General features: G+C 62.6%; 22 protein-coding genes. 2 read left to right on the forward strand and 20 right to left on the reverse strand.

Annotation, left to right across the window (positions count from 1 at the left end; translation table 11 throughout):
• Window positions 1-2: 2 nt before the first annotated feature.
• The 9 genes from mltG to IDM28_RS16435 all read right to left on the reverse strand — a co-directional run bounded on the left by mltG (window position 3) and on the right by IDM28_RS16435 (window position 7417).
• Entirely contained in the window at window positions 3-1166 is a 1164-nt protein-coding gene (mltG, locus tag IDM28_RS16395) for an endolytic transglycosylase MltG (RefSeq protein ID WP_188036479.1), read from the reverse strand.
• A gap of 3 nt (window positions 1167-1169) precedes the next feature.
• Window positions 1170-1991: an aminodeoxychorismate lyase gene (gene pabC, locus IDM28_RS16400; RefSeq protein WP_188036480.1), complete on the reverse strand. Its 822-nt coding sequence runs from the start codon at window positions 1989-1991 to the stop codon at window positions 1170-1172.
• Window positions 1991-3235 (reverse strand): beta-ketoacyl-ACP synthase II, encoded by a 1245-nt coding sequence (fabF, locus tag IDM28_RS16405; RefSeq protein WP_101321480.1) that lies wholly within the window; start codon window positions 3233-3235, stop codon window positions 1991-1993. The genes pabC and fabF overlap by 1 nt, the downstream gene beginning before the upstream one ends.
• A gap of 169 nt (window positions 3236-3404) precedes the next feature.
• Window positions 3405-3641 carry an acyl carrier protein gene (gene acpP / locus IDM28_RS16410; RefSeq protein ID WP_004371293.1) on the reverse strand — a complete coding sequence of 79 codons (237 nt, stop codon included), beginning with the start codon at window positions 3639-3641 and terminating at the stop codon, window positions 3405-3407.
• 215 nt (window positions 3642-3856) lie between these two features.
• The gene (fabG, locus tag IDM28_RS16415) at window positions 3857-4597 is read right to left on the reverse strand and encodes a 3-oxoacyl-ACP reductase FabG (RefSeq protein WP_101321482.1); all 741 of its coding nucleotides are present in this window, start codon (window positions 4595-4597) and stop codon (window positions 3857-3859) included.
• A gap of 16 nt (window positions 4598-4613) precedes the next feature.
• On the reverse strand, window positions 4614-5552 hold the full coding sequence (gene fabD, locus IDM28_RS16420) for an ACP S-malonyltransferase (protein ID WP_150570149.1): 939 nt from the start codon (window positions 5550-5552) through the stop codon (window positions 4614-4616).
• 127 nt (window positions 5553-5679) lie between these two features.
• The gene (plsX, locus tag IDM28_RS16425) at window positions 5680-6690 is read right to left on the reverse strand and encodes a phosphate acyltransferase PlsX (RefSeq protein WP_188036481.1); all 1011 of its coding nucleotides are present in this window, start codon (window positions 6688-6690) and stop codon (window positions 5680-5682) included.
• 3 nt (window positions 6691-6693) lie between these two features.
• Window positions 6694-6876 carry a 50S ribosomal protein L32 gene (gene rpmF / locus IDM28_RS16430; protein WP_016485486.1) on the reverse strand — a complete coding sequence of 61 codons (183 nt, stop codon included), beginning with the start codon at window positions 6874-6876 and terminating at the stop codon, window positions 6694-6696.
• 13 nt (window positions 6877-6889) lie between these two features.
• A complete protein-coding gene (locus IDM28_RS16435) occupies window positions 6890-7417 on the reverse strand; it encodes a YceD family protein (RefSeq protein WP_101321489.1) in 528 nt (175 codons plus the stop codon).
• Window positions 7418-7511: 94 nt separating this feature from the next.
• Here IDM28_RS16435 and IDM28_RS16440 point away from each other — a divergent pair, with 94 nt between their 5' ends.
• Window positions 7512-8090 carry a Maf family protein gene (locus IDM28_RS16440; protein ID WP_188036482.1) on the forward strand — a complete coding sequence of 193 codons (579 nt, stop codon included), beginning with the start codon at window positions 7512-7514 and terminating at the stop codon, window positions 8088-8090.
• A gap of 38 nt (window positions 8091-8128) precedes the next feature.
• Here the strand turns inward: IDM28_RS16440 and sppA are convergent, their stop codons facing one another.
• The 3 genes from sppA to rluC are packed head-to-tail and all read right to left on the reverse strand — an operon-like array spanning window position 8129 to window position 10764.
• Complete coding sequence (gene sppA / locus IDM28_RS16445; protein WP_103438127.1) at window positions 8129-9118, reverse strand: signal peptide peptidase SppA; 990 nt, start codon at window positions 9116-9118, stop codon at window positions 8129-8131.
• Between the two features lie 6 nt (window positions 9119-9124).
• Entirely contained in the window at window positions 9125-9802 is a 678-nt protein-coding gene (locus IDM28_RS16450; protein ID WP_150570145.1) for an HAD family hydrolase, read from the reverse strand.
• Window positions 9799-10764, reverse strand: a complete 966-nt coding sequence (gene rluC / locus IDM28_RS16455; RefSeq protein WP_101321498.1) for a 23S rRNA pseudouridine(955/2504/2580) synthase RluC — start codon at window positions 10762-10764, stop codon at window positions 9799-9801. The genes IDM28_RS16450 and rluC overlap by 4 nt, the downstream gene beginning before the upstream one ends.
• A 783-nt stretch (window positions 10765-11547) precedes the next feature.
• Here rluC and rne point away from each other — a divergent pair.
• Window positions 11548-14835, forward strand: coding sequence for a ribonuclease E (gene rne, locus IDM28_RS16460; protein ID WP_188036483.1), 3288 nt, complete (start codon window positions 11548-11550; stop codon window positions 14833-14835).
• A 99-nt stretch (window positions 14836-14934) separates the two neighbouring features.
• On the opposite strand, the gene murB is transcribed toward rne, so the two are convergent.
• The 8 genes from murB to IDM28_RS16500 all read right to left on the reverse strand — a co-directional run bounded on the left by murB (window position 14935) and on the right by IDM28_RS16500 (window position 21778).
• On the reverse strand, window positions 14935-15954 hold the full coding sequence (gene murB / locus IDM28_RS16465) for a UDP-N-acetylmuramate dehydrogenase (RefSeq protein WP_188036484.1): 1020 nt from the start codon (window positions 15952-15954) through the stop codon (window positions 14935-14937).
• Complete coding sequence (locus IDM28_RS16470; RefSeq protein WP_101321504.1) at window positions 15951-16415, reverse strand: low molecular weight protein-tyrosine-phosphatase; 465 nt, start codon at window positions 16413-16415, stop codon at window positions 15951-15953. The genes murB and IDM28_RS16470 overlap by 4 nt, the downstream gene beginning before the upstream one ends.
• Window positions 16415-17179 carry a 3-deoxy-manno-octulosonate cytidylyltransferase gene (gene kdsB, locus IDM28_RS16475; protein ID WP_101321506.1) on the reverse strand — a complete coding sequence of 255 codons (765 nt, stop codon included), beginning with the start codon at window positions 17177-17179 and terminating at the stop codon, window positions 16415-16417. The genes IDM28_RS16470 and kdsB overlap by 1 nt, the downstream gene beginning before the upstream one ends.
• Window positions 17176-17361: a Trm112 family protein gene (locus IDM28_RS16480; RefSeq protein ID WP_028633616.1), complete on the reverse strand. Its 186-nt coding sequence runs from the start codon at window positions 17359-17361 to the stop codon at window positions 17176-17178. Before IDM28_RS16480 ends, kdsB begins: the two co-directional genes overlap by 4 nt.
• A 42-nt stretch (window positions 17362-17403) precedes the next feature.
• Window positions 17404-18411: a tetraacyldisaccharide 4'-kinase gene (gene lpxK / locus IDM28_RS16485; protein WP_188036485.1), complete on the reverse strand. Its 1008-nt coding sequence runs from the start codon at window positions 18409-18411 to the stop codon at window positions 17404-17406.
• Window positions 18411-18845 carry an ExbD/TolR family protein gene (locus IDM28_RS16490; protein ID WP_060481531.1) on the reverse strand — a complete coding sequence of 145 codons (435 nt, stop codon included), beginning with the start codon at window positions 18843-18845 and terminating at the stop codon, window positions 18411-18413. Before IDM28_RS16490 ends, lpxK begins: the two co-directional genes overlap by 1 nt.
• Window positions 18842-19477 carry a MotA/TolQ/ExbB proton channel family protein gene (locus IDM28_RS16495; RefSeq protein WP_060481604.1) on the reverse strand — a complete coding sequence of 212 codons (636 nt, stop codon included), beginning with the start codon at window positions 19475-19477 and terminating at the stop codon, window positions 18842-18844. Before IDM28_RS16495 ends, IDM28_RS16490 begins: the two co-directional genes overlap by 4 nt.
• A 90-nt stretch (window positions 19478-19567) precedes the next feature.
• Window positions 19568-21778: a DNA internalization-related competence protein ComEC/Rec2 gene (locus tag IDM28_RS16500; RefSeq protein ID WP_188036486.1), complete on the reverse strand. Its 2211-nt coding sequence runs from the start codon at window positions 21776-21778 to the stop codon at window positions 19568-19570.
• Window positions 21779-21865: the final 87 nt, after the last annotated feature.

Here is a 21865-nt window from a genome sequence, read left to right on the forward strand (position 1 = left end):
CCTTAGGGTTTGTCATCGGGTGTCGGTGCGGTTGGCGGGGTCGACGCAGGTGCGTCCGCCGGTGCATCCGCAGCAGGTGTCGGCTGGTCTTCCGCTGCCGGTTCTGGCTGCTCAATCGCACCCGGCTGAGCCTGCGGCGCGGGGCTGGAGCGGTAGTCGCTGCGGCGCTTGAGTTGATACTCGCGCACTGCCGAGTTGTGGTTGTCGAGGTCGTCGGAAAACACGTGACTGCCGTCGCCCCGCGCAACGAAGTACAGACTGGTGCCGTTGGCCGGGTTCAGCGCGGCATGAATCGCCTCGCGGCCGACGATAGCGATCGGTGTCGGCGGCAGGCCACTGATGGTATAGGTATTGTAGGGCGTGGGCTCACGCAGGTCGGCACGGGTGATCTTGCCGTTATAGCGCTCGCCCATGCCATAGATCACGGTCGGGTCGGTCTGCAGCATCATGCCCAGCCGCAGACGCCGCACGAACACCCCAGCAATCTGCGCGCGCTCTTGCGGGATACCGGTTTCCTTCTCGACCAGCGAAGCCATGATCAGCGCCTGATACGGGTCGCGGTAAGGCAGATCGGTGGCCCGCTCGGCCCATTCCTTGGCCAGCACTTGCTCAAGACGCATGTACGCCTGCTGCAGGAACTCGACATCGCTCATGCCACGTACGAAGCGGTAGGTATCCGGAAAGAAGCGCCCCTCAGGGAACACGCCACTATGGCCGAGTTTGTCCATCACCTCGGCATCGGACAGGCCGTCCAAGGTCTGGGTGATTTTCTCGTGCTTGACCACTGCCGCGCGCACCTGGCGGAAGGTCCAGCCTTCGACCAGAGTCAGGTTGTACTGCACAACATCGCCACGGCGCCAGGCATCGAACAGCTGGTTGACGGTCATGCCAGGTGTCAGCCGGTATTCACCGGTATGCAGTGGCGTGCCGGCCATGTTGAAGCGCCAGTAAAGGCGCAGCCAGACGGCATCGTCGAGCAAGCCGTCAGTCTGCATGCGGTAGAACATGCGATTGGGTGTGGTGCCGTTGGGAACCTCGAGCATCCGCTCCTGCTCGACGTGCAGGGGCTGCTCAAGGGCCGAATGGACTTTCCAGGCCGACCAGCCCAACGCCAGACCGGCTAGGATCAGGCCTATTTCCAGCAGCAGGAGAAATTTGCGTCTCACGAATCAGGTATCCAGTAACGTCCGGGCAACGGCCTGCAGTTTACGGGTGAGCGGCCCCGCCGGCCAGTTCAGCTTGAGCGCAGAGCACTCCAGTACCGGCCAGATTCCATACACGCTGTTGCAGAGAAAGACTTCCTCGGCCTGTTCCAGGTCAGCCAGGGCCAGATCACTGACCTGCACGCTGATACCCAGTGCGGGCGCTTGCGCCAGCAAAGCGCCGCGCATTACCCCGGCTACACCGCAGCGACTCAGCTCAGGCGTTTGCAGCACCCCGCCACGAACCATGAACAGATTGCTGTAAACGCCCTCGATGACCCGCCCGTGGCTGTCACAGACCAGCCCTTCGGCGTGCTCGGCGTCCTGCCATTCGGCGCGGGCCAGCACTTGCTCAAGGCGATTGAGGTGTTTGAGGCCGGCCAGCAGGGGTTGTTCCGCGAGGCGCGTCTGGCAGGCGAACAAACGCACGCCTTGCTCGGCATTGACTGCGGGATACTGTGGCAGCGGGCTACCCTGAAGGATGCGCCGAGCCGCGGCGCCAACGCCTGGAGCGTAGCCGCGCTGGCTGTCGCCACGGGTAACGATCAGCTTGGCGACGCCGTCGCCGAGCTGGCTGGCAAAGCGCAGCAGTTCGTCGCGCACCAACGGCAGGTCGATGCTGATAGCCAGACGCTGGCAGCCCAGTGCCAGGCGCTGCAAGTGCAGCTCCAGCAGGCTGGGCTTGCCGGCACGCACGGCGATGGTTTCGAACAGACCATCGCCGTAGGCCAGCCCGCGGTTGTGCAGGCTGACTGCAGTCGCGGGTTGGCCGTCGATCCAGCTATGCATCAGTCGGCGAACCGGCGGAACACCAGCGAGCCGTTGGTACCACCAAAGCCGAACGAGTTGGACAGCACCACGTCGATCGGCATGCTGCGGGCGTGATGGGCAACGAAGTCGAGATCGCACCCCTCGTCCGGCTCGTCCAGGTTGATGGTCGGCGGCGCCATCTGGCTGTTGATTGCCAGCACGCTGAAGATCGCTTCCACGGCACCGGCAGCACCGAGCAGGTGACCCGTCATCGACTTGGTCGAGCTGACTGCCACCTTGTACGCATGCTCACCGAACACACGCTTGATCGCAGCCACTTCGGCGATATCGCCGGCCGGGGTCGAGGTGCCATGGGCATTGATGTAGCTGACTTCTTCCGGGGCGATGCCGGCATCGCGCAGGGCGTTGGTCATGCAGCGCGCCGCACCCTCACCGGAATCTGGTGGCGAGGTCATGTGATAGGCATCACCGCTCATACCAAAGCCAACCAGCTCGGCATAGATGGTGGCGCCGCGCGCCTTGGCGTGCTCGAGCTCTTCGAGCACCAGTGCACCGGCACCGTCGGAGAGCACGAAACCATCACGGCCCTTGTCCCACGGCCGACTGGCCCGGGTTGGCTCGTCATTGCGCGTCGACAGCGCACGCGAAGCACCGAAACCGCCCATGCCCAGGCCACACGCGGCCATTTCAGCGCCGCCGGCGATCATCACATCGGCTTCACCGTAGGCAATGTTGCGCGCGGCCATGCCGATGCAATGGGTGCCGGTGGTACAGGCAGTGGCGATGGCATAGTTCGGACCCTGCAGACCCAAATGGATCGACAGGAAGCCGGAGATCATGTTGATGATCGAACCAGGCACAAAGAACGGCGAGATGCGACGCGGGCCTTGCTCGTGCAAGGTCCGGCTGGTCTCTTCGATATTGGTCAGGCCGCCGATGCCGGAGCCCATGGCCACGCCGATCCGCTCACGGTTGCTGTCGTTGATTTCCAGCCCGGCGTTACGGAACGCCTGGAAACCTGCGGCCAGGCCGTATTGAATGAACAGGTCGAGCTTGCGGGCCTCTTTGACCGACAGGTACTGCTCGACTTCAAAGCCCTTCACCGAGCCGCCAAAACGGGTGGAGTAGGCCGTCAGATCGGAGTGTTCGATCGGACCGATGCCACTGCGGCCAGCCAGAATGCCCTGCCAGGTGCTCGGTACATCGGTACCCAGCGGCGACAGCATGCCCATACCAGTGACCACGACGCGTCTACGCGACACAGTACTCTCCTCATTGTCCAGTAACAGAGTCTCTTGCCGTTGCATTCTGCAGCAAAAGGCAATGGCAAAAGGCTCTTGATGCCTGCTTCACACATCTCGCAAAGAAAAAACCGCACGCCAGTTACGGCAGTGCGGTTTTCCCCGACAAGAAGCGTCGACTACAGACGTCTTAAGCCTGGTGGCTGGTGACGTAGTCGATAGCAGCTTGAACGGTAGTGATTTTTTCGGCTTCTTCGTCAGGGATTTCGGTCTCGAATTCCTCTTCCAGAGCCATCACCAGCTCAACGGTGTCAAGCGAATCGGCACCCAGGTCTTCTACGAAAGAAGCACTGTTAGTTACTTCTTCTTCCTTGACGCCCAGTTGCTCGGCGACGATTTTCTTGACGCGCTCTTCGATGGTGCTCATACCTAATTTTCACTCCTAATAGACATATGTCAGGCAGCTGGCCGGTGACCGAGTTTATAGCAAGACGCCTGCTTTTCAAGCGTAACGCGCCCCGCCATCAACTGGCTATGTGGTCACTCGACCCTCTGCCCGGAATCTGGTTGCAGCTTTATAACGGATTTTAAGCTCGGAGTATGACTCTTTTTTGAAGCAATCCGTCACATTGAGTTGCGATATTACATGTACATCCCGCCGTTCACAGGCACTGTAGCACCTGTGACATAGGCTGCGCCGTCGGACGCCAGGAAAGCAACTACCTTGGCGATTTCGTCGGCTTGACCCAGACGGCCCAGCGGAATCTGGGTCTGCAACGCTTCACGTTGAGCCTCTGGCAGCTCACGGGTCATATCGGTGTCGATAAAACCTGGAGTTACCGAGTTGACAGTGATGTTGCGCGACCCGACTTCACGTGCCAGAGCGCGGCTGAAACCTTCCAGACCGGCTTTGGCGGCGGCATAGTTTACCTGACCGGCGTTGCCCATGGCACCCACAACCGAGCCAATGCTGATAATGCGGCCCCAACGCGCCTTGGTCATGCCGCGCAGCACGCCCTTGGACAGGCGGTAGAGGCTGTTAAGGTTGGTGTCGATCACGTCGAACCACTCGTCGTCTTTCATCCGCAGCATCAGGTTATCGCGGGTGATGCCGGCGTTGTTGATCAGGATCGCGGTAGTGCCGAACTGTTCCTGGATCGCGGCCAGAACGCTGTTGACCGACGCTTCATCAGTCACGTTCAGCTCCATGCCGGTGCCGGTGATGCCATGCTCCTTGAGCGTGGCAGCAATGCGCTCGGCGCCCGAGGCCGAGGTCGCGGTACCGATGACGGTAGCGCCCTGACGGCCCAGCTCGAGGGCGATGGCCTGGCCGATACCACGGCTGGCGCCGGTGACCAGTGCAACTTTACCTTGCAGGCTCATGCAAGCTTCTCCAGTTTCAGGCCAGCGCCGCACGGGTGGCGGCGATGGCATCAGGGGTATTGAGGTTGTAGGTGGTCACGCCTTCAGCGCAACGCTTGTTCAGACCGGCCAGGACCTTGCCCGGGCCGCACTCGACCAGATTGACCGCGCCATTGGCCGCCAGGGTCTGCACGCATTCAACCCAGCGCACGGGCTGGTACAACTGGGCCAGCAGATCTTGCTTGAGCACGCTCAGGTCAGCTGGGATGGCTGCAGAAACGTTCTGCACCACTGGGATCTGCGGCGCCTGCCATTCGATGGCGTTGACCGACTCGGCAAAGCGCTCGGCAGCAGGCTGCATCAGTGCGCAGTGCGACGGCACGCTGACCGCCAGCGGCAAGGCGCGTTTGGCGCCCTTAGCCTTGCACAGCTCCATGGCGCGATCTACCGCTGCCTTGTTGCCAGCAATGACCACCTGCCCTGGCGAGTTGAAGTTGACCGCGCTGACCACCTGGTCTTCTGCTGCTTCAGCGCAGATGGCGACCACGACCTCGTCGTCCAGACCGAGAATCGCGGCCATGCCGCCATGGCCTGCCGGGACTGCTTCCTGCATCAGCTGGCCACGGCGCTCGACCAGGCGCACCGCGTCTTTCAGGCTGAGGCTACCGGCCGCTACCAACGCGCTGTACTCGCCAAGGCTATGCCCGGCGACGAACGCAGGCTTTGCGCCGCCCTGCGCCAGCCACAGACGCCACAACGCAATGGAGGCGGTGAGGATGGCCGGCTGAGTCTTGTCGGTTTGATTGAGTTGCTCTTCCGGACCTTGCTGAACCAGTGCCCACAGGTCGTAGCCCAGAGCGTCGGAAGCTTCCTTGAAGGTTTCGACGATCACCGGCTCTACTGCGCCGATTTCGGCGAGCATGCCCAGCGATTGGGAACCTTGACCCGGAAAGACAAATGCGAGGGATGCAGACATTGAACAAGCCCTTATGATCTTGTCGTCGGAGAGGATGCGCCCAGCCCACGGCTGTACGCAGAATCTGAAAACTTGGATGAATACGAAAACCCAGCGGTCACATTTAACCATCTCATGGCGATTATGCCTAAGGCAGCAGGTCTTCGAGGCGGCTGCGCAGGCGCCCGGGCAGGTTTTCCTCGATCTCGATCAGCGCACGCTGGATAGCGCTCTGCAGGCCTTCGACCCCTGCCGAACCGTGACTCTTGATGACGATGCCCTGCAGACCGAGAAAACTCGCGCCGTTGTGCCGTGCAGGCGCCAGGTCAGCCTGCAGGCGTTTGAGCAGCGGCATGGCCAGCACACCGACCGCGCGCGCCAGCACCCCCCTCTTGAACAGCGCCTCAATTCTGGCACTGATCATGGTTGCCAGACCCTCGCTGGACTTGAGCAGGATATTGCCGACAAAGCCGTCACACACCACTACATCGGCTTCACCGCGATACAGGCCATCACCCTCGACAAAGCCGACGTAGTTGATACCGCGGGCATTCTGCAGCAGCGTTGCCGCCAGCTTGACCTGCTGATTGCCCTTGATGTCTTCGGTGCCGATGTTGAGCAGCGCAACGCGTGGGCGCGGAATGCCCAAGGCCTGCGCCGCCACCGAGCCCATCAACGCGAACTGGTAGAGATGCTCGGCACTGCAGTCAACGTTGGCGCCCAGATCGAGCAACTGGCAAAAGCCTGACTGAGTCGGGATCGCCGCGACCATGGCCGGCCGATCAATGCCTGGCACGGTCTTGAGGACAAAGCGCGACAGCGCCATCAGTGCACCGGTATTGCCGGCACTGACGCAGGCCTGGGCCTTGCCGTCCCGCACCAGTTCAAGGGCGATGCGCATCGACGAATCAGGCTTGCTGCGCAACGCTTGCGAGGGCCGCTCGTCCATCCCCACCACTTCACTGGCCGCGACAATTTGCAGGCGCGCGCGATCGGCAGCTGCTAGGCCGCTGACGAGTGATTCAAGAAGGGAGGGTTGACCGACGAGGGTCAGGTGCAGCGAGGGCGTAGCCGAGAGGCAAGCGATACTTGCCTGAACAATGTTGCGGGGACCGAAGTCCCCGCCCATTGCGTCGATCGCGATGATCTGAGCGGACAAGATTTACTCGTCAGCGCCCTTGTCGATCACTTTGCGGCCACGGTAAACGCCTTCTGGCGAAACGTGGTGACGCAGGTGAATTTCACCGGTGGTTTTTTCTACCGACAGCGCGTTTTCCGACAGGGCATCGTGCGAACGACGCATGTCACGGGCAGAGCGGGATTTTTTGTTCTGCTGAACAGCCATAATTGATTAACTCCTAAACGTTTGGGTCACGCTTTAACTGCGCCAGGACACTGAACGGGTTGGACCGCGTTACCTCGTCCTCGCTCGATTCGGGCTCATCGAGGCCCGCCGGCTGCTGGCATTCTTCCGGATGATGAGCAGGCACGATGGGCAAGGCGAGCAAAAGCTCTTCCTCGATCAGCGCCTGCAGATCCAAAGGATCTTCGCCCAGTTCCAGCACGTCATAGCCTTTCGGCAACGACTGGGTATTCGCACCCTCCTTCACCACCGCGTACGAACACTCGCTGTGGATCGGTAGGGTGACCAGCTCAAGACAACGCTGGCAAACCATTTTGACTTCGACGTCGAGCTCACTGTGGATAACCACGGCATGCTGTTCATCTCGTTCAAAATCGAACTTCGCCTGCACCGTACCGACATTGTCGGAAAGCGGGTCGCAGAGTCTTTCCAAATCAGCGAGTTGCAACGAACCTTGAAGGGTTACGCCACGATCGGCTAATTTGCGCGGGTCAACGTGAGGTGGAATCGGGTCATTCAACATAGGCGCAGCATTCTAGGGATGGCCCCCGCCCCTGTCAAAGGAAATTCGGCGGCAAGTGGATGATAGAATCGGTTGATCTGCCAAGGAGTCTACCATGCAGCCCCTGTTACTGGCTTCCAGCTCTGCCTACCGCCGCGAATTGCTCGCCCGCCTGCGCCTGCCCTTTACCTCGGCAAGCCCCGACCTAGACGAACAGCGCCTGCCTGACGAACCCGCCATCGCGCTGGTCAAGCGCCTGGCGCAGCAAAAGGCCGAGGCATTGGCCGCAGCGCACCCCGGCCATCTGATCATCGGCTCTGACCAGGTCGCGGTGCTGGGCGAACAGATCCTCGGCAAGCCACATACGTTCGAGCGCGCCCGCGAGCAACTGCTTGCCGCCAGCGGCCAACAGGTCACCTTTCTGACCGGCCTGGCGCTACTCAACAGCAGCAGCGGCCACTGCCAGGTCGACTGCGTGCCGTTCACGGTGGTCATGCGCGAGCTGAGCCAGGCCAGTATCGAGCGCTATCTGCGCGCAGAGCAGCCTTACGACTGCGCCGGCAGTTTCAAAGCCGAGGGACTGGGGGTAAGCCTGTTCCAGAGCACCCATGGCAGCGACGCGACCAGCCTGATCGGGCTGCCGCTTATTCGCCTGGTGGATATGCTGTTGGAAGAAGGCGTACAGGTGCCCTGAAGGGAAACTGCTGGCCTGCACGCACAGGCCAGCAGCGCTTAGCGCAGGGTCGGCCCCTGGAAGCCCATCCACATTGCCAGGTGCTCAGCTACGCTGGCGCCGATGCGTTTGGAGAAACGGTCGAACGGCGACTCCTGCACGGTGAAATCGACCAGATTCTTCTCGCCAACGATGTCTCTGGCGACATAGCTGGCACTGCCCAGACCATCTACCAGGCCTAGCGCCTTGGCCTGCTCACCGGACCAGATCAGGCCACTGAACAGCTCAGGGTGCTCTTTGTCCTTGAGCCGATCACCACGCCCCTGTTTGACCATGGCAATGAACTGCTGGTGAGTAGTGTTGAGCACGCCCTGCCAGAACTCGGTTTCTTCAGGTTTTTGCGGCGAGAACGGATCGAGGAATGCCTTGTGCTCACCGGCCGTATAGGTGCGCCGCTCGATGCCCAGCTTGTCCATGGCACCGACAAAGCCATAGCCCGCAGCGGTAACGCCGATCGAGCCGACCAGGCTGGCCTTGTCGGCATAGATCTCATCGGCAGCACTGGCGATGTAATAGGCACCCGAGGCACCGAGGTCGGTGATCACTGCGTAGAGCTTGATCTGCGGGTACTCGGCGCGCAGGCGGCGAATCTCGTCATAGACGTAACCGGACTGCACCGGGCTGCCGCCTGGGCTGTTGATACGCATCACCACTGCCTTGGTATTGGCATCCTTGAATGCCTCGCGCAGGCTCTTGATCAGGTTGTCGGCACTGGCCGCCTCCTGATCAGCAATAACCCCACGCACCTCGACCAGCGCGGTATGGCTGCCACTGCGCGAAGCAGCGCCGTCCATACTCATCAGCGGCGAGAACAGGAACAGGATGCCGAACAGGTAAAGGAACGTCAGCAGCTTGAAGAAAATCCCCCAGCGTCGCGCTCGACGCTGCTCCTGCACACCAGCAAGGAGGGTTTTCTCCAGCAGCTTCCAGCTCTTGCGATCCTCACTCTCGACCACTTCGGTCTCGGGCGCTTTCCACTCGTCAGCCATGCTCACCTACCTTGGAATTGATAATTGCGCCGAACCTGCCAACCACTCGCGCAACTGGGAAAAGTGATCGATGCACACCTGCGGCCCGAACTCTGCCAGCGCCTGCAGCGACATAGCCCCGTAACCGACAGCCACCGAGTGCATGCCGGCGTTGTTGGCCATTTGCAGGTCGAACGCAGAATCTCCGACCATCAGCGCCTGGCCGGGTTCGGCGCGGCAGTGGGCAAGAATTTCTTCAAGCATCAATGGGTGCGGCTTGCCGCGGGTTTCGTCAGCCGCCCGAGTGATATCGAAAAAGTCTTCCCAGCCATTGGCCTTGAGCACTCGATCGAGCCCGCGACGGGCCTTGCCAGTAGCTACTGCCAGGCGATAGCCCTGGGCGCGAAACGCATCCAGCGACTCGACCACGCCGTCAAACAACGGTGACGGCTGCTGGTCGAGCGCCATGTACACATCAGCATAGTGCTGACGGAAGCGTTCGACCTGCAGCGGCTCAAGGTGCGGATACAGGGTCCAGATCGCCTCGCCCAGGGCCAGGCCGATAATGCCTTTGATTGCATCCTCGGCACTGGGCGCCTCACCGGCGCGCTCAGCGGCCTCATTCATCGCCAGAACGATGCGCCCGACAGAGTCAGCCAGGGTGCCATCCCAGTCAAAAATCAGCAGCTCGTAGGGTTTGCTCATGTGAAGTCAGGCCGCGCCAGGCGCTCTACAGTCTTGGCCCACATTTCGTCGACCGGCGCTTCTACCTTGAGCTCGCCGCCATCGGGCAGCGGCACGGTCAGGGCATAGGCATGCAGGAACAGGCGCTTGCCGCCGAGATCACGAATCTCGCGGGAGAATTCTTCATCGCCGTATTTGTTGTCGCCGGCAATCATGTGCCCGGCATGCAGGGCGTGCACGCGGATCTGATGGGTGCGACCGGTGATCGGACGCGCTTCGATCATGGTGGCGAAGTCGCCGAAACGGCGCAGCACCTTGAACAGGGTCAGCGCTTCCTTGCCCTCTTCGTTGACCTCGACCATACGCTCGCCAGAACGCAGGTTGCTCTTCTGCAATGGGGCATTGACCTGTTTCTTCGCGGTTGGCCAGTTGCCACGCACCAGCGCCATGTAGCGCTTGTCGACGCCATCACCGCGCAGGGCAGCGTGCAGATGGCGCAACATGCTGCGCTTCTTGGCGATCATCAGCAGGCCGGAAGTGTCGCGGTCGAGCCGGTGCACCAGCTCCAGCTCCTTGGCATCCGGACGCAACTGGCGAAACGCTTCGATCACGCCAAAGCTCAGGCCGCTGCCGCCATGCACGGCAATGCCGGCCGGTTTGTTGAGCACGATGAGCGCCTTGTCTTCATAGACAATGGCCGCCTCCAGGCGCTGCAACAGCGATTGCGCCACCGGCACCGGCTCGTCACGCTCGGGCAGACGCACCGGTGGCACGCGCACGATGTCGCCGGCCTGGATCTTGTATTCAGGCTTGACTCGACCCTTGTTGACCCGCACTTCACCCTTGCGCAGGATGCGGTAGACCAAGGTGCGAGGCACGCCCTTGAGCGCCGTAATCAGGAAATTGTCGATTCGTTGGCCGGCAAGCTCCGGCGCGACTTCGATCAGCTGGACGCCGGAAGTCGGAGGGGTATTGGTAGTCATGGCGCCGATAATAACAATTTTTTAGGGAATTGAAGCACTTAATCATTGCTGCTATAGTCGCGAACGCCGCCAAAAGCGGTGGGCCAGCGGTATACGGCGCTTTGCCAGCCCCTGACCAACGCAATTCTCGAGGACGCGAGGCCGTCCTACGGGGCTTTCGCCAGTTTATCGAAATACCTGGAAGCGCCACTCGCGCCGGGTAGAGAAGACCGAAAAAAATCATAAGTGCGGTAGTTCACCTGCTTAACTGGCTTTTTTCGCCGTGTCTCTGCACCGCCATCGTCACTTCCTCCTGCACCCGGCGAATGCTTCGGAAATACCTGCCTTGGACATGAATGGCGCCAGCTTCCCTTATGAAGATGGCGAAAAATGCAACCCGTTGCGGATTCAGCGCGCGGCAGCACCCGAATTATCAGGGATACGTGCAGGGTGGAGATGCACAGCCCTCGGACCGTGTAGCACCGCGTCCGGCCACCGCCCCACTGTAATGGGCGGCGAGCGGATAAGGTCCTTACAGATGCCACGTAGGCGTCCACGGCTGACGGTTGATTCCTCCTCCTGACTGAGTGCACCAGGCCTGCCAGGTTGATCCCGATACCACAGGCCCACAGCACCGCAGCAACAGGACGCGTCGTCGCGACAACGGCAGGCTGGGCAACCGGCTGGTGCCGAACGTCGCCGACACGGGGGTGGTTCGCCACCCTTTGCGCACCTTGACACCGACCATGAGAAGTCGTGTGTGCCGAACGCCGTTTCCGGCAGCCCGGAAACCGACGGTACAACATGAAAAGAATGCTGATTAACGCAACTCAACCCGAAGAGTTGCGTGTAGCCCTGGTGGATGGCCAACGCCTCTACGACCTGGATATCGAATCCGGCGCCCGTGAGCAGAAAAAGGCCAACATCTACAAAGGCAAGATCACCCGGATCGAGCCCAGCCTCGAAGCCGCCTTCGTCGACTTCGGCTCCGACCGTCACGGCTTCCTGCCGCTGAAGGAAATCTCCCGCGAGTACTTCAAGAAGGCCCCAGAAGGCCGCGTCAACATCAAGGAAGTACTCACCGAAGGCCAGGAAGTCATCGTCCAGGTCGAGAAGGAAGAGCGCGGCAACAAAGGCGCCGCCCTGACCACCTTCATCAGCCTGGCTGGCCGTTACCTGGTGCTGATGCCAAACAACCCACGTGCTGGCGGCATCTCCCGCCGTATTGAAGGCGAAGAGCGCAACGAGCTGCGTGAAGCCCTCAACGGGCTGACCGTACCGGGCGACATGGGCCTGATCGTGCGCACTGCCGGCCTTGGCCGCAGCAGCGAAGAAATGCAGTGGGACCTCGACTACCTGCTGCAGCTGTGGACCGCCATCAAGGAAGCCTCGCTGGACCGCACCGCGCCGTTCCTGATCTACCAGGAAAGCAACGTCATCATCCGCGCCATCCGCGACTACCTGCGCCAGGACATCGGCGAAGTCCTGATCGACAGCATCGAGGCCCAGGAAGAAGCTCTGACCTTCATCCGCCAGGTGATGCCGCAGTACGCCAGCAAGGTCAAGCTGTACGAAGACAGCGTGCCACTGTTCAACCGCTTCCAGATCGAAAGCCAGATCGAGACCGCCTTCCAGCGCGTCGTCGAGCTGCCGTCTGGCGGTTCGATCGTGATCGACCCAACCGAGGCGCTGGTGTCGATCGACATCAACTCGGCGCGTGCCACCAAAGGCAGCGACATCGAAGAAACCGCCCTGCAGACCAACTTGGAAGCGGCTGAAGAAATCGCCCGCCAACTGCGTCTGCGTGATATCGGCGGCCTGATCGTCATCGACTTCATCGACATGACCCCGGCGAAAAACCAGCGCGCGGTCGAAGAGCGTGTGCGTGAATGCCTCGAGGCCGACCGTGCTCGCGTCCAGGTTGGCCGCATCTCGCGCTTCGGCCTGCTGGAAATGTCGCGCCAACGCCTGCGTCCATCGCTGGGTGAAAGCAGCGGCATCGTCTGCCCACGCTGCTCGGGCACCGGCATCATCCGTGACGTCGAGTCGCTGTCGCTGGCGATCCTGCGCCTGATCGAAGAAGAAGCCCTGAAAGACCGCACTGCGGAAGTGCGCGCTCAGGTGCCAATCCCGGTTGCCGCGTTCCTGCTCAACGAGAAACGCAACTCGATCACCAAGATCGAGATGCGCACCCGTGCTCGCATCATCATTCTGCCGAATGACCACCTGGAAACCCCGCACTTCGAAGTCCAGCGCCTGCGCGACGACAACCCGGAAGTGCTGACCAACCAGTCCAGCTACGAAATCGCCACCACCGAAACCGAGGAAGCGCCGCAGCAGGCCGCGACCCGCACCCTGGTTCGCCAGGAAGCTGCGGTCAAGACTGCTCCACCGCGTACCAACGCTCCGGTACCGGCTGCTGTAGAAGAGGCTGCTCCGGTTGCCGCTGCGCCAGCACCAAGCATGCCTGAGCCAAGCCTGTTCAAAGGCCTGGTCAAATCGCTGGTGAGCCTGTTTGCCGCCAAGGAAGAACCGGTCGCTGCACCGGCTGCCACCGAGAAGCCTGTTACCGAGCGCCCACAGCGCAACGAAGAGCGCCGCAACGGTCGTCAGCAGAGTCGCAACCGTAACGGTCGTCGCGACGAAGAGCGCAAGCCGCGCGAAGAGCGTGCACCGCGTGAAGAACGCGCTCCACGTGAAGAGCGTGCACCGCGTGAAGAGCGTGCACCGCGTGAAGAACGCGCACCGCGTGAAGAGCGTGCGCCGCGTGAAGAACGCGCTCCACGTGAGGAGCGTGCTCCACGTGAAGATCGCCCACGTCGCGGCAACCGTGACGAGCGCCCTGTGCGTGAGCTGCGTGAGCCACTTGACGCTACCCCTGCATCGACTGAAGAACGCGCACCACGCGAAGAACGTGCTCCACGTGAAGAACGCGCCCCTCGCGAAGAACGTGCCCCACGTGAAGAACGCGCCCCTCGCGAAGAACGCGCTCCACGTGAAGAGCGCGCCCCTCGCGAAGAACGTGCTCCACGTGAAGAACGCGCCCCTCGCGAAGAGCGTGCTCCACGTGAAGAACGCGCCCCTCGCGAAGAACGTGCTCCACGTGAAGAACGTGTGCCGCAGGAAGAGCGTCAACTGCGCCCAGCCGCCCAGGCTGACGAGCAGGCCGCAGAGATCGCCGATGAGCAACTGCCGAACGACGAACTGCAGCAGGAAGAACAAGAAGGCACTGATGGCGAACGCCCACGTCGTCGCTCGCGCGGCCAGCGTCGTCGCAGCAACCGTCGTGAACGTCAGCGCAATGCCAATGGCGATCTGATCGATGGCGACGAAGAAAGCAGCGAAGGCAACGAAAACGGTGAAGAGCAGCAACCACGTCAGGCGACTGATCTGGGTGCCGACCTCGCCGCTGGCCTGGCCGTAACTGCCGCTGTTGCCACTAGCAACATCAGCGCTGCAGCCGAAGCACAAGCCAATCAGCAGGCTGAAATCGCTTCTACCCAAACGCCTGAAGCGGCTACCGGTGAAGTTATCGCCCTGCCAGCCGAGCCTGCACAGCAAGCTGATGACGTTGCGATCGCCCCTGTGGTCGAGCAGCCTGTCAGCGAGCCGGTTGCAGTGGTCGAGCCGAGCATCGAGCCGGTTGTCGAGGTTGCGCCGCAGCCCGTAGTCGAAGCACCTGCCGTTGAAGCAACCCCGGTTGCTGCAGCAGAAGTGGAAACTGCAGCGCCAGTTGCTGAAGCGCCACTGGTAGAGGCACCAGCCGCCGAAGCTCCTGTGGTTGAAGCTCCAGTGGTTGAAGCCGCCGTGGTCGAGTCGGGTGAAGCCGAGAAGCCAGTGCACGTTGCCGAGGCCCCAGCGGCCGCGCCAGTCGAAGCACCGGTGGTCGAGCAGGCTGCACCGGTTGAAGCCAAGCCCGAAGTTGTCGAGGCAGCGCCTGTAGCGGCTGAACCGGCGCCTGTAATGCTGGCCAACGGTCGCGCACCGAACGACCCACGTGAAGTGCGTCGCCGCAAGCGTGAAGCCGAGGCCGCTGCTGCCGCAGCTCAGGCCCAGGCATCGACCGATGAGCACAAGCCTCATCACGGTTGATAGCCACGGCTGAATGAAAAAGCCCCGCCAGTGCGAACTGGCGGGGCTTTTTTTTGCGTTGCATTCAGCGCTGCACTGGCATATCCATGTGCCACCTACTCAGTACAGATTCGGCTCCATCTCCAGCTCCACGCCAAACCTGGCGAAGATATCAGCCTGAATTTTCTGCGCCAGCGCATGCAACTGCGCCCCCGAGGCCTGGCCATAATTGACCAGTACCAACGACTGCAACCGATGCACGCCGGCATCGCCATCGCGATAGCCCTTCCACCCTGCCTGCTCGATCAACCAGCCCGCCGCCAGCTTCAGCTGGCCATCGGCCTGGGGATAAGCCACCACACCCGGATAGCGAGCGCGAAGCTGCTCGCCGAGCACGGCGCTGACCAGCGGATTCTTGAAGAAGCTGCCAGCATTACCCAGTTCGAGCGGGTCAGGCAGTTTCTCGCGACGAATGCTGCAGATCGCATCGCTGATTGCCTGCGCGGTCGGCTCGACGACGCCCTGCTCGTGCAGACGCTGACGCACTGGGCCGTAGTCCAGGTGCGCATGCAAGCTGCGACTCAGGGCAAAGCGCACGCGCAGGATCAACCAGCGGCCGGGATTGCGCTTGAACAGGCTGTCGCGGTAACCAAACCCGCACTCCTCAAGGGAAAAATCCTTGAGCTCGCCTGTTTCACGGTCGAGTGCGGTCAAGCCGGCAAACACGTCTTTGATCTCGACGCCATACGCGCCGATGTTCTGCATCGGCGCGGCACCGACGGTGCCGGGAATCAGGCTGAGGTTTTCCAACCCGCTGCAACCCTGCGCCAGGCTCCACTGCACAAACTCATGCCAGGGTTCACCGGCTTCGGCCTCGACCACCACACGATCGCCCTCCTCACTCAGCAGCCGCCGGCCACGGCTGGCCATATGCAGCACCAGCGCGTCGATGTCACCGGTCAACAGCAGGTTGCTGCCACCGCCGATGACCAGCACCGGGAGCTCAAGACGGGCCGCTTCGAGCAATGCCGCCCGCACCTCGGCGTCGCTGTGCGCCTGGGCGAAATAGCGGGCCTTGACGTCAATACCAAAGGTGTTGAAAGGCTTGAGCGATACCTGCTGTTGCCAGGTGGCAGTCATAGCCGCCCCCTGATTTCATTGACCAACTGCTCGCACGCCAGCTCGATCAGGTCCAACACCTGCTCGAAACCGGCCGCGCCGCCGTAATACGGGTCGGGGACTTCATCCAACGCGCCGTCATAGCGACGCAGGAACAGATCCAGCTCGCCCTTGGACGCCGGCGGGCGTATGGCCTTGAGGTCGGCGAGGTTGCTGGCATCCATGGCCAGCACCAGATCGTACTCGGCAAAATGGCCGGCCTTGACCTGCTGGGCACGTTGCGCCGATAGGTCATAGCCGCGCGCCAGCGCTGCCTTGCAGGTGCGCGCGTCCGGCGCCTTGCCCACGTGCCAGTCGCCCGTACCGGCCGATGCCACTTCTACCTGGTCGGCCAGCCCGGCGCGTTGCAACTGATGGCGCAACACCCCTTCTGCGGTGGGCGAGCGGCAAATATTGCCCAGGCACACAAACAGGACGCGCATCAGGCCTCCAACAAGCGCCGAACGCGCTCCAGGTCTTCTGGGGTATCAACGCCCACGGCGGGAGCCTCGAGCGCATCTTCAACGTGAATACGCACGCCATGCCACAGCGCTCGCAGCTGTTCCAGCGCTTCGGTCTGCTCGAGCCAGCACGGGCCCCAGCTGACGAAGTCCTGAAGAAAACCAACTCGGTAGGCATACATGCCGATATGGCGGCGATAAGGCACTGCCGGCGGCAACTGCTCGCGGTTCACGGCAAACGCATCGCGGGCCCACGGCAACGGTGCACGGCTGAAGCTCAGGGCCAGGCCATTCTTGTCGCTGACTACCTTGACCGCGTTGGGATTGAACACCGTCTGCGGCTCATGGATCGGCTCAGCCAGGGTGGCGATGCCGGCTTCCGGGTGCGCAGCAAGGTTGGCCGCGACCTGGTCGATGATTACCGGCGGGATCAATGGCTCGTCGCCCTGCACGTTGACGACGATGGCATCACTGGCCAAACCCAGCTGGGCGGCAACTTCTGCCAGGCGATCAGTGCCCGACTCATGGTCAGCGCGGGTCAGCAATACCTCGGCACCAAATGCCTGACAGGCGGCAACGATGCTGGCGTCATCGGTGGCGATCACCACCCGGCTGGCGCTGCTTTTGCGCGCCTGTTCCCAGACGTGCTGGACCATCGGCTTGCCAGCGATCAACAGCAGCGGCTTGCCCGGCAGGCGCGTGGAGCGCAGCCGGGCGGGGATGACCACAGTGAAGTCCAGGCTCATTTGTCCAGACGCTCGTCGTCGGTCAAGGTGCGTGCTTCGCTTTCCAGCATGACCGGGATGCCATCGCGCACCGGGTAGGCCAGGCCTGCGCCTTTGCTGATCAGCTCGGTCTTGTCGGCGCTGAGCTTGAGCGGGCCTTTGGTGATCGGGCAAGCCAGGATATCAAGCAGTTTGGTGTCCATGAGTGCGTCCTTGGGGCCAAGCGGCCGGAAAATTGAACAGGGTCAGGGCTGCTGCGCAGGCAGCAGACGCTCAAGCTGGGCGTCGAACCAGGTACTGAAGGCCGGCGACGGTTGCGCCTCGACTGTCAGGTACCACCAGTCGTCAGCGGCAAAGGCACGGCATTTCACCGCATCTTTTTCGGTCATCACCAGCGGCAGCGTCGGGCTGAACGTCAGCGCTTCGGCGCTGAACTGCGCATGGTCGGCAAACGGGTGCGGCACCGGCTGCCAGTTTAGCTGCAGCAGGGTGTTGAAGAAACGTTGTGGATTACCGATGCCAGCCACCGCATGCACGGCCTGGCCAGGGCTGAAATGGTCAAGCCCACGGCGTTCGTCACTGCGCAGGTTGACCAGCGCCGAAGGCTTGAGTTGAAAGGCGAAGCCGTCTTTGCGGTCGCTGCTGGCACCGTTGTAGAGCAGCGCGTCGACCTCGTCGAGGCGCTCGACCGGCTCGCGCAGTGGCCCTGCGGGCAGGCATCGGCGATTGCCCAAGCCCCGTGCGGCATCGATCAGCACCAGCTCAAGGTCACGCGCCAGGCGGTAATGCTGCATGCCGTCGTCGCAGAGGATCAGGTCGAGGGGTTCGCTGGCAAGCAGCCCGCGTACGGCCGCCGAACGGTCGGGATCGATCATCAGCGGCACACCGGTGCGCTGAACGATCAACAACGGCTCGTCGCCGGCCTGCTCGGCGCTGTGCTCCGCCGCCACCCGCCAGGGCAGCGAAGGCGGCTTGGCACCGTAACCGCGGCTGACCACACCGACGCGCAAGCCCCGCTTGCGGCAGTGTTCGATCAGCCAGAGGATCATCGGCGTCTTGCCGGTGCCGCCAACGGTAATGTTGCCGACCACAATGACCGGCACCGGCGCGCGGTAAGCGGCGCTTGCACCACTGATGAAGCGCGCACGCTTGCGCAGCACGACGCGACGGTACAACAGCTCCAGCGGCCGCAAAAAGGCCAGCGCTGGGTGGCCGTTGTACCAGGCAGCGAGCAAGCGCTCGGTGAAAGCCATCAGGGCGTCCCCGCTGCGGCCTCGACCGTGGTCATGCGCAGCTGGCTGAAACCAAGCTTGCCCGCCGCGTCCATGGCCGTCACCACCGACTGATGCGGGGTCTTGCCATCTGCGCTGATCGACAACGGCAGCTTGGTATCACCGCCAGATTCCTGCTGCAGCGCTTCGACCAGAGTGGCCAGGTCGCTTTTCGGCAGCAGGTGGTTGTTCACCGAGTACACCCCGTCGGCACTGATGGTGATATCCACCCGCTTGCCCTCGTCGGCCTCGGCCGGCGCGCCTGTAGAGGCCTCCGGCAGTTCGACCCGCAGCTGGTTTTCGCGGGTGAAGGTGGTGGTGACGACGAAGAACAGCAGCAGCACGAACACCACGTCGATCAACGACGCCAGGTTGATGTCGACGTTCTCCCGCGCACGGTTGCGCCGAAACTTCACGCCTTGACTCCCGCCACTTCCACTTCGCGATCACCTTGCACGACTTCGACCAGCTTGATCGCCTCTTGCTCCATACCGACCACCAACTCGTCGATGCGGCGCAGCAGGAAGCGGTGGAAGAACACCGCCGGGATACCGACCATCAGGCCTGCAGCCGTGGTCACCAGGGCTTTGGAGATGCCACCGGCGAGCACCGAAGCGTTGGCGGTCATCTGCGACCCCATGAACGCGCTGAAGATGTCGATCATGCCCAGCACGGTACCGAGCAGACCCAGCAGCGGTGCCATCGCAGCGATGGTGCCGAGCGTGCTGATATAGCGTTCGAGCTCGTGAATAACCCGCGAGGCGGCTTCTTCAATGCACTCTTTCATGATTTCGCGGCCATGGCGCGAATTGGCCAGGCCGGCAGCGAGGATCTCGCCCAGCGGCGAGTCAGCGCGCAGGCTCTTGAGCTTGTCACTGGTGAGCTGCTTGTCCTTGATCCACATCCACACCTGACCCAGCAGGTGCGGCGGGGTTACGCGACTGGCACGCAGGGTCCACAGGCGTTCGACGACGATAGCCATGGCGACGATGGAGCTCAGAATGATCGGCAGCATCATCCAACCACCGGACTTTACCAATTCCCACACAGTAATCATCCCCTCGAAAAAGGCCGCCACTCTACCATAGGATCGCCCTCGGCTGAGTTGCCGGAGGTCGCAACAATGCGCGTGCCGGGGTCATTCTTTGTCACGCCAGAACCTGCGCTGGGCACGCTGCCCGGCAACCTGGGATTGAGCGCCCAGGCGCAAGCTCAAGGCGCCCTCTATGGCGGTGTCGTGAATCGCCAGCCCATGGCGCTGGTAGCGTTCCAGCACCTGCGCATGCGGATGGCCGAAACCGTTGTGCGCACCGCGGGAAATCAATACGCCGCGCGGCCTGGTGGCAGCAATGAACGCCTCGGTGGAGGAGCTGCGACTGCCGTGGTGCGGTGACTGCAGCCAGTCGATGCGTTTGCCTTCATGCGCCGCCAGCCAGGCGCGTTCGGCGCTGGCTTCAATGTCGCCGGCCAACAGCAGACGCTCGCCCTGCGCCTCGACCAGCAATACGCAGGAGCGGTCATTGCTCGAGCGCGCCTGCGGCCAATGCCAGAGTGAAAAGTCGACCCCGTCCCACTGCCAGCCCTGCCCCGTCTCGCAGCTTTGTGCCTGGAAGGCCTGCTCCGACTCACCGGCCACAACGCGCCCGACCGACAGGCCGCGCTGCACGGCCGCTGCGCCGCCGGCATGGTCGGCATGGGCATGGCTGATCAGCAGCACATCCAGTCGATCGACGCCCAGTTTACGCAAAGTAGGCAGCACTACACTTTCGCCCAGATCGCTCTCGCCGCGTGCTGGGCCAGCATCGTAGAGCAGGCTGTGGTTGCGCGTGCGCAAAAGGATCGCCAGGCCTTGGCCGACGTCCAGCTGCAGCACCTCGACCTGCCCCTGCGGCAACGACTTGCCAGGCACCCACAGCGCCAGCAGCATCAGCGCGCCCAGGCCACGCATGGGTACGCCACGGGGCAGCAACACGATCAACGCGCCACTGAGCACCAGCAACCAGGCCAGTAGCGGCAACTGCCGGGCAATCCATGCCGGCTGCCACTGAGCCACCACCGTCAGCACGTCGAACAACCCAGCCAGCGCTGCGCCGGCCAGCCATAGCAGCAGTTCGCCAAACCCCGCCAGCGGCAGCAACAAGGTGCCCAGCAACGCCAACGGCAGCACCACGAAGCTGATCCAGGGCACCGCGAGCAGATTAGCCAACGGCGCGCTCAGACTGATCGGTAGGCCCAGCGCCAGCATCGCCGGCAACAAGCCGATGGCGATCACCCACTGCGCACGCGTCCACGCTTGCCAAGGCCGCCAACCGCCTAGGCGCTGGGCAAAGCAGCAGATCAGCACTGCCACCGCGCCGAACGACAACCAGAATCCGGGCAGCAAACTGGCCAACGGCTCAACCAGCAGCACACCACACAGTGCCATCAACAGTGGTACAAAGGCGCTCACTTGGCGAAAGCGCAGGCGCCAGAGCAGCACCACCGCCAGCATCAGACAGGCCCGCTGCACAGGCACGCCAAACCCGGCCAGCCAGCCGTAGCCCAGCGCGGCCGTCATGGCCAGCCCGCACGCCCACGGCAGCCATGGCCAGCGCCGCGGCCAGCCTCCGTAACGTGCCAGCCCCGCCACCAGGCCGTAGACCAACCCTGCGACCAACCCGATGTGTTGGCCCGAGATGACCAACAAGTGCACCGTGCCGGTCGCCTGCAGCGTTTGCCAGTCTTGCCTGGCCAGCCCCGAGCCATCGCCCAGTACCAGCGCCGCCAACGCCGCTTCGCGGCCCCAGGCATCCACTGCCAGCAGGCGCTGGCGCAAATTGTCGCGCCAGCCGCCGGCCAACGGCTTCAGCAACGCTCCCGCCTTGACCGTGCCAGTCGCGCCGATGCGCCGGGCCAACAGCGTCGCCTCGCGGTCCGGCCCATGTGGATTGAGCAGGCCGCGCGGGCGTTTCAGGGTCACGGCCAGGCGCCAGCGCTCTCCGGCACGAATCTCTGGGCCGTCGAACCAGCTCAGTTGCAGGCGCCCGGGCAATTCGGCGCGGCGCGAAGCGGGTTCATCCAGCTCGAAGCGCACACCGTGGGCCGATACCGCTGGCAGGCCGACCACGCGCCCCTCAAGCCATAGCGTGCGGCCATCAAGTGAATGCGCCAGACGATCATCCAGCGCCTGCTGCGCCGACCAGCACGCCCAGCAAAAGCCCAGCAGCAAGCAGCCCAGCGGCCAGACTCGCGTAGCCAGGCAGCCAAGCGCAGCCAGTAGCATCACCACCAGCCAGCCGACCGTCGGCAGAACGGGTAGAAAGCCCAGGCACAACAGCCCGAGCGCAAGCGCCAACATCCCTGTGCGCATAAGGTAGAGCTCCGCAAGCAAGACAGCCTGCAGAGGAATAGCGTATTTAAGGGTCAGTCTTGCTCAACAATTGTCACAAACTCTGAA

The organism is Pseudomonas sp. EZ-C24, from assembly GCF_014525325.1.
Taxonomy (GTDB): Bacteria; Pseudomonadota; Gammaproteobacteria; order Pseudomonadales; family Pseudomonadaceae; genus Aquipseudomonas; species Aquipseudomonas shirazensis.

Excerpts from the sequence above, each read along its gene's own strand:
- kdsB (WP_101321506.1), bottom strand. The coding sequence starts at position 17,179 with ATGAGCCTGGACTTCACTGTGGTCATCCCCGCCCGGCTGCGCTCCACG.
- IDM28_RS16440 (WP_188036482.1), top strand. The coding sequence starts at position 7,512 with ATGCAGCCCCTGTTACTGGCTTCCAGCTCTGCCTACCGCCGCGAATTG.
- sppA (WP_103438127.1), bottom strand. The coding sequence starts at position 9,118 with ATGGCTGACGAGTGGAAAGCGCCCGAGACCGAAGTGGTCGAGAGTGAG.
- IDM28_RS16480 (WP_028633616.1), bottom strand. The coding sequence starts at position 17,361 with ATGGACACCAAACTGCTTGATATCCTGGCTTGCCCGATCACCAAAGGC.
- fabD (WP_150570149.1), bottom strand. The coding sequence starts at position 5,552 with ATGTCTGCATCCCTCGCATTTGTCTTTCCGGGTCAAGGTTCCCAATCG.
- murB (WP_188036484.1), bottom strand. The coding sequence starts at position 15,954 with ATGACTGCCACCTGGCAACAGCAGGTATCGCTCAAGCCTTTCAACACC.
- pabC (WP_188036480.1), bottom strand. The coding sequence starts at position 1,991 with ATGCATAGCTGGATCGACGGCCAACCCGCGACTGCAGTCAGCCTGCAC.
- rluC (WP_101321498.1), bottom strand. The coding sequence starts at position 10,764 with ATGACTACCAATACCCCTCCGACTTCCGGCGTCCAGCTGATCGAAGTC.
- rne (WP_188036483.1), top strand. The coding sequence starts at position 11,548 with ATGAAAAGAATGCTGATTAACGCAACTCAACCCGAAGAGTTGCGTGTA.
- fabG (WP_101321482.1), bottom strand. The coding sequence starts at position 4,597 with ATGAGCCTGCAAGGTAAAGTTGCACTGGTCACCGGCGCCAGCCGTGGT.
- acpP (WP_004371293.1), bottom strand. The coding sequence starts at position 3,641 with ATGAGCACCATCGAAGAGCGCGTCAAGAAAATCGTCGCCGAGCAACTG.
- lpxK (WP_188036485.1), bottom strand. The coding sequence starts at position 18,411 with ATGGCTTTCACCGAGCGCTTGCTCGCTGCCTGGTACAACGGCCACCCA.
- IDM28_RS16450 (WP_150570145.1), bottom strand. The coding sequence starts at position 9,802 with ATGAGCAAACCCTACGAGCTGCTGATTTTTGACTGGGATGGCACCCTG.
- IDM28_RS16435 (WP_101321489.1), bottom strand. The coding sequence starts at position 7,417 with ATGTTGAATGACCCGATTCCACCTCACGTTGACCCGCGCAAATTAGCC.
- rpmF (WP_016485486.1), bottom strand. The coding sequence starts at position 6,876 with ATGGCTGTTCAGCAGAACAAAAAATCCCGCTCTGCCCGTGACATGCGT.
- IDM28_RS16500 (WP_188036486.1), bottom strand. The coding sequence starts at position 21,778 with ATGCGCACAGGGATGTTGGCGCTTGCGCTCGGGCTGTTGTGCCTGGGC.
- IDM28_RS16470 (WP_101321504.1), bottom strand. The coding sequence starts at position 16,415 with ATGCGCGTCCTGTTTGTGTGCCTGGGCAATATTTGCCGCTCGCCCACC.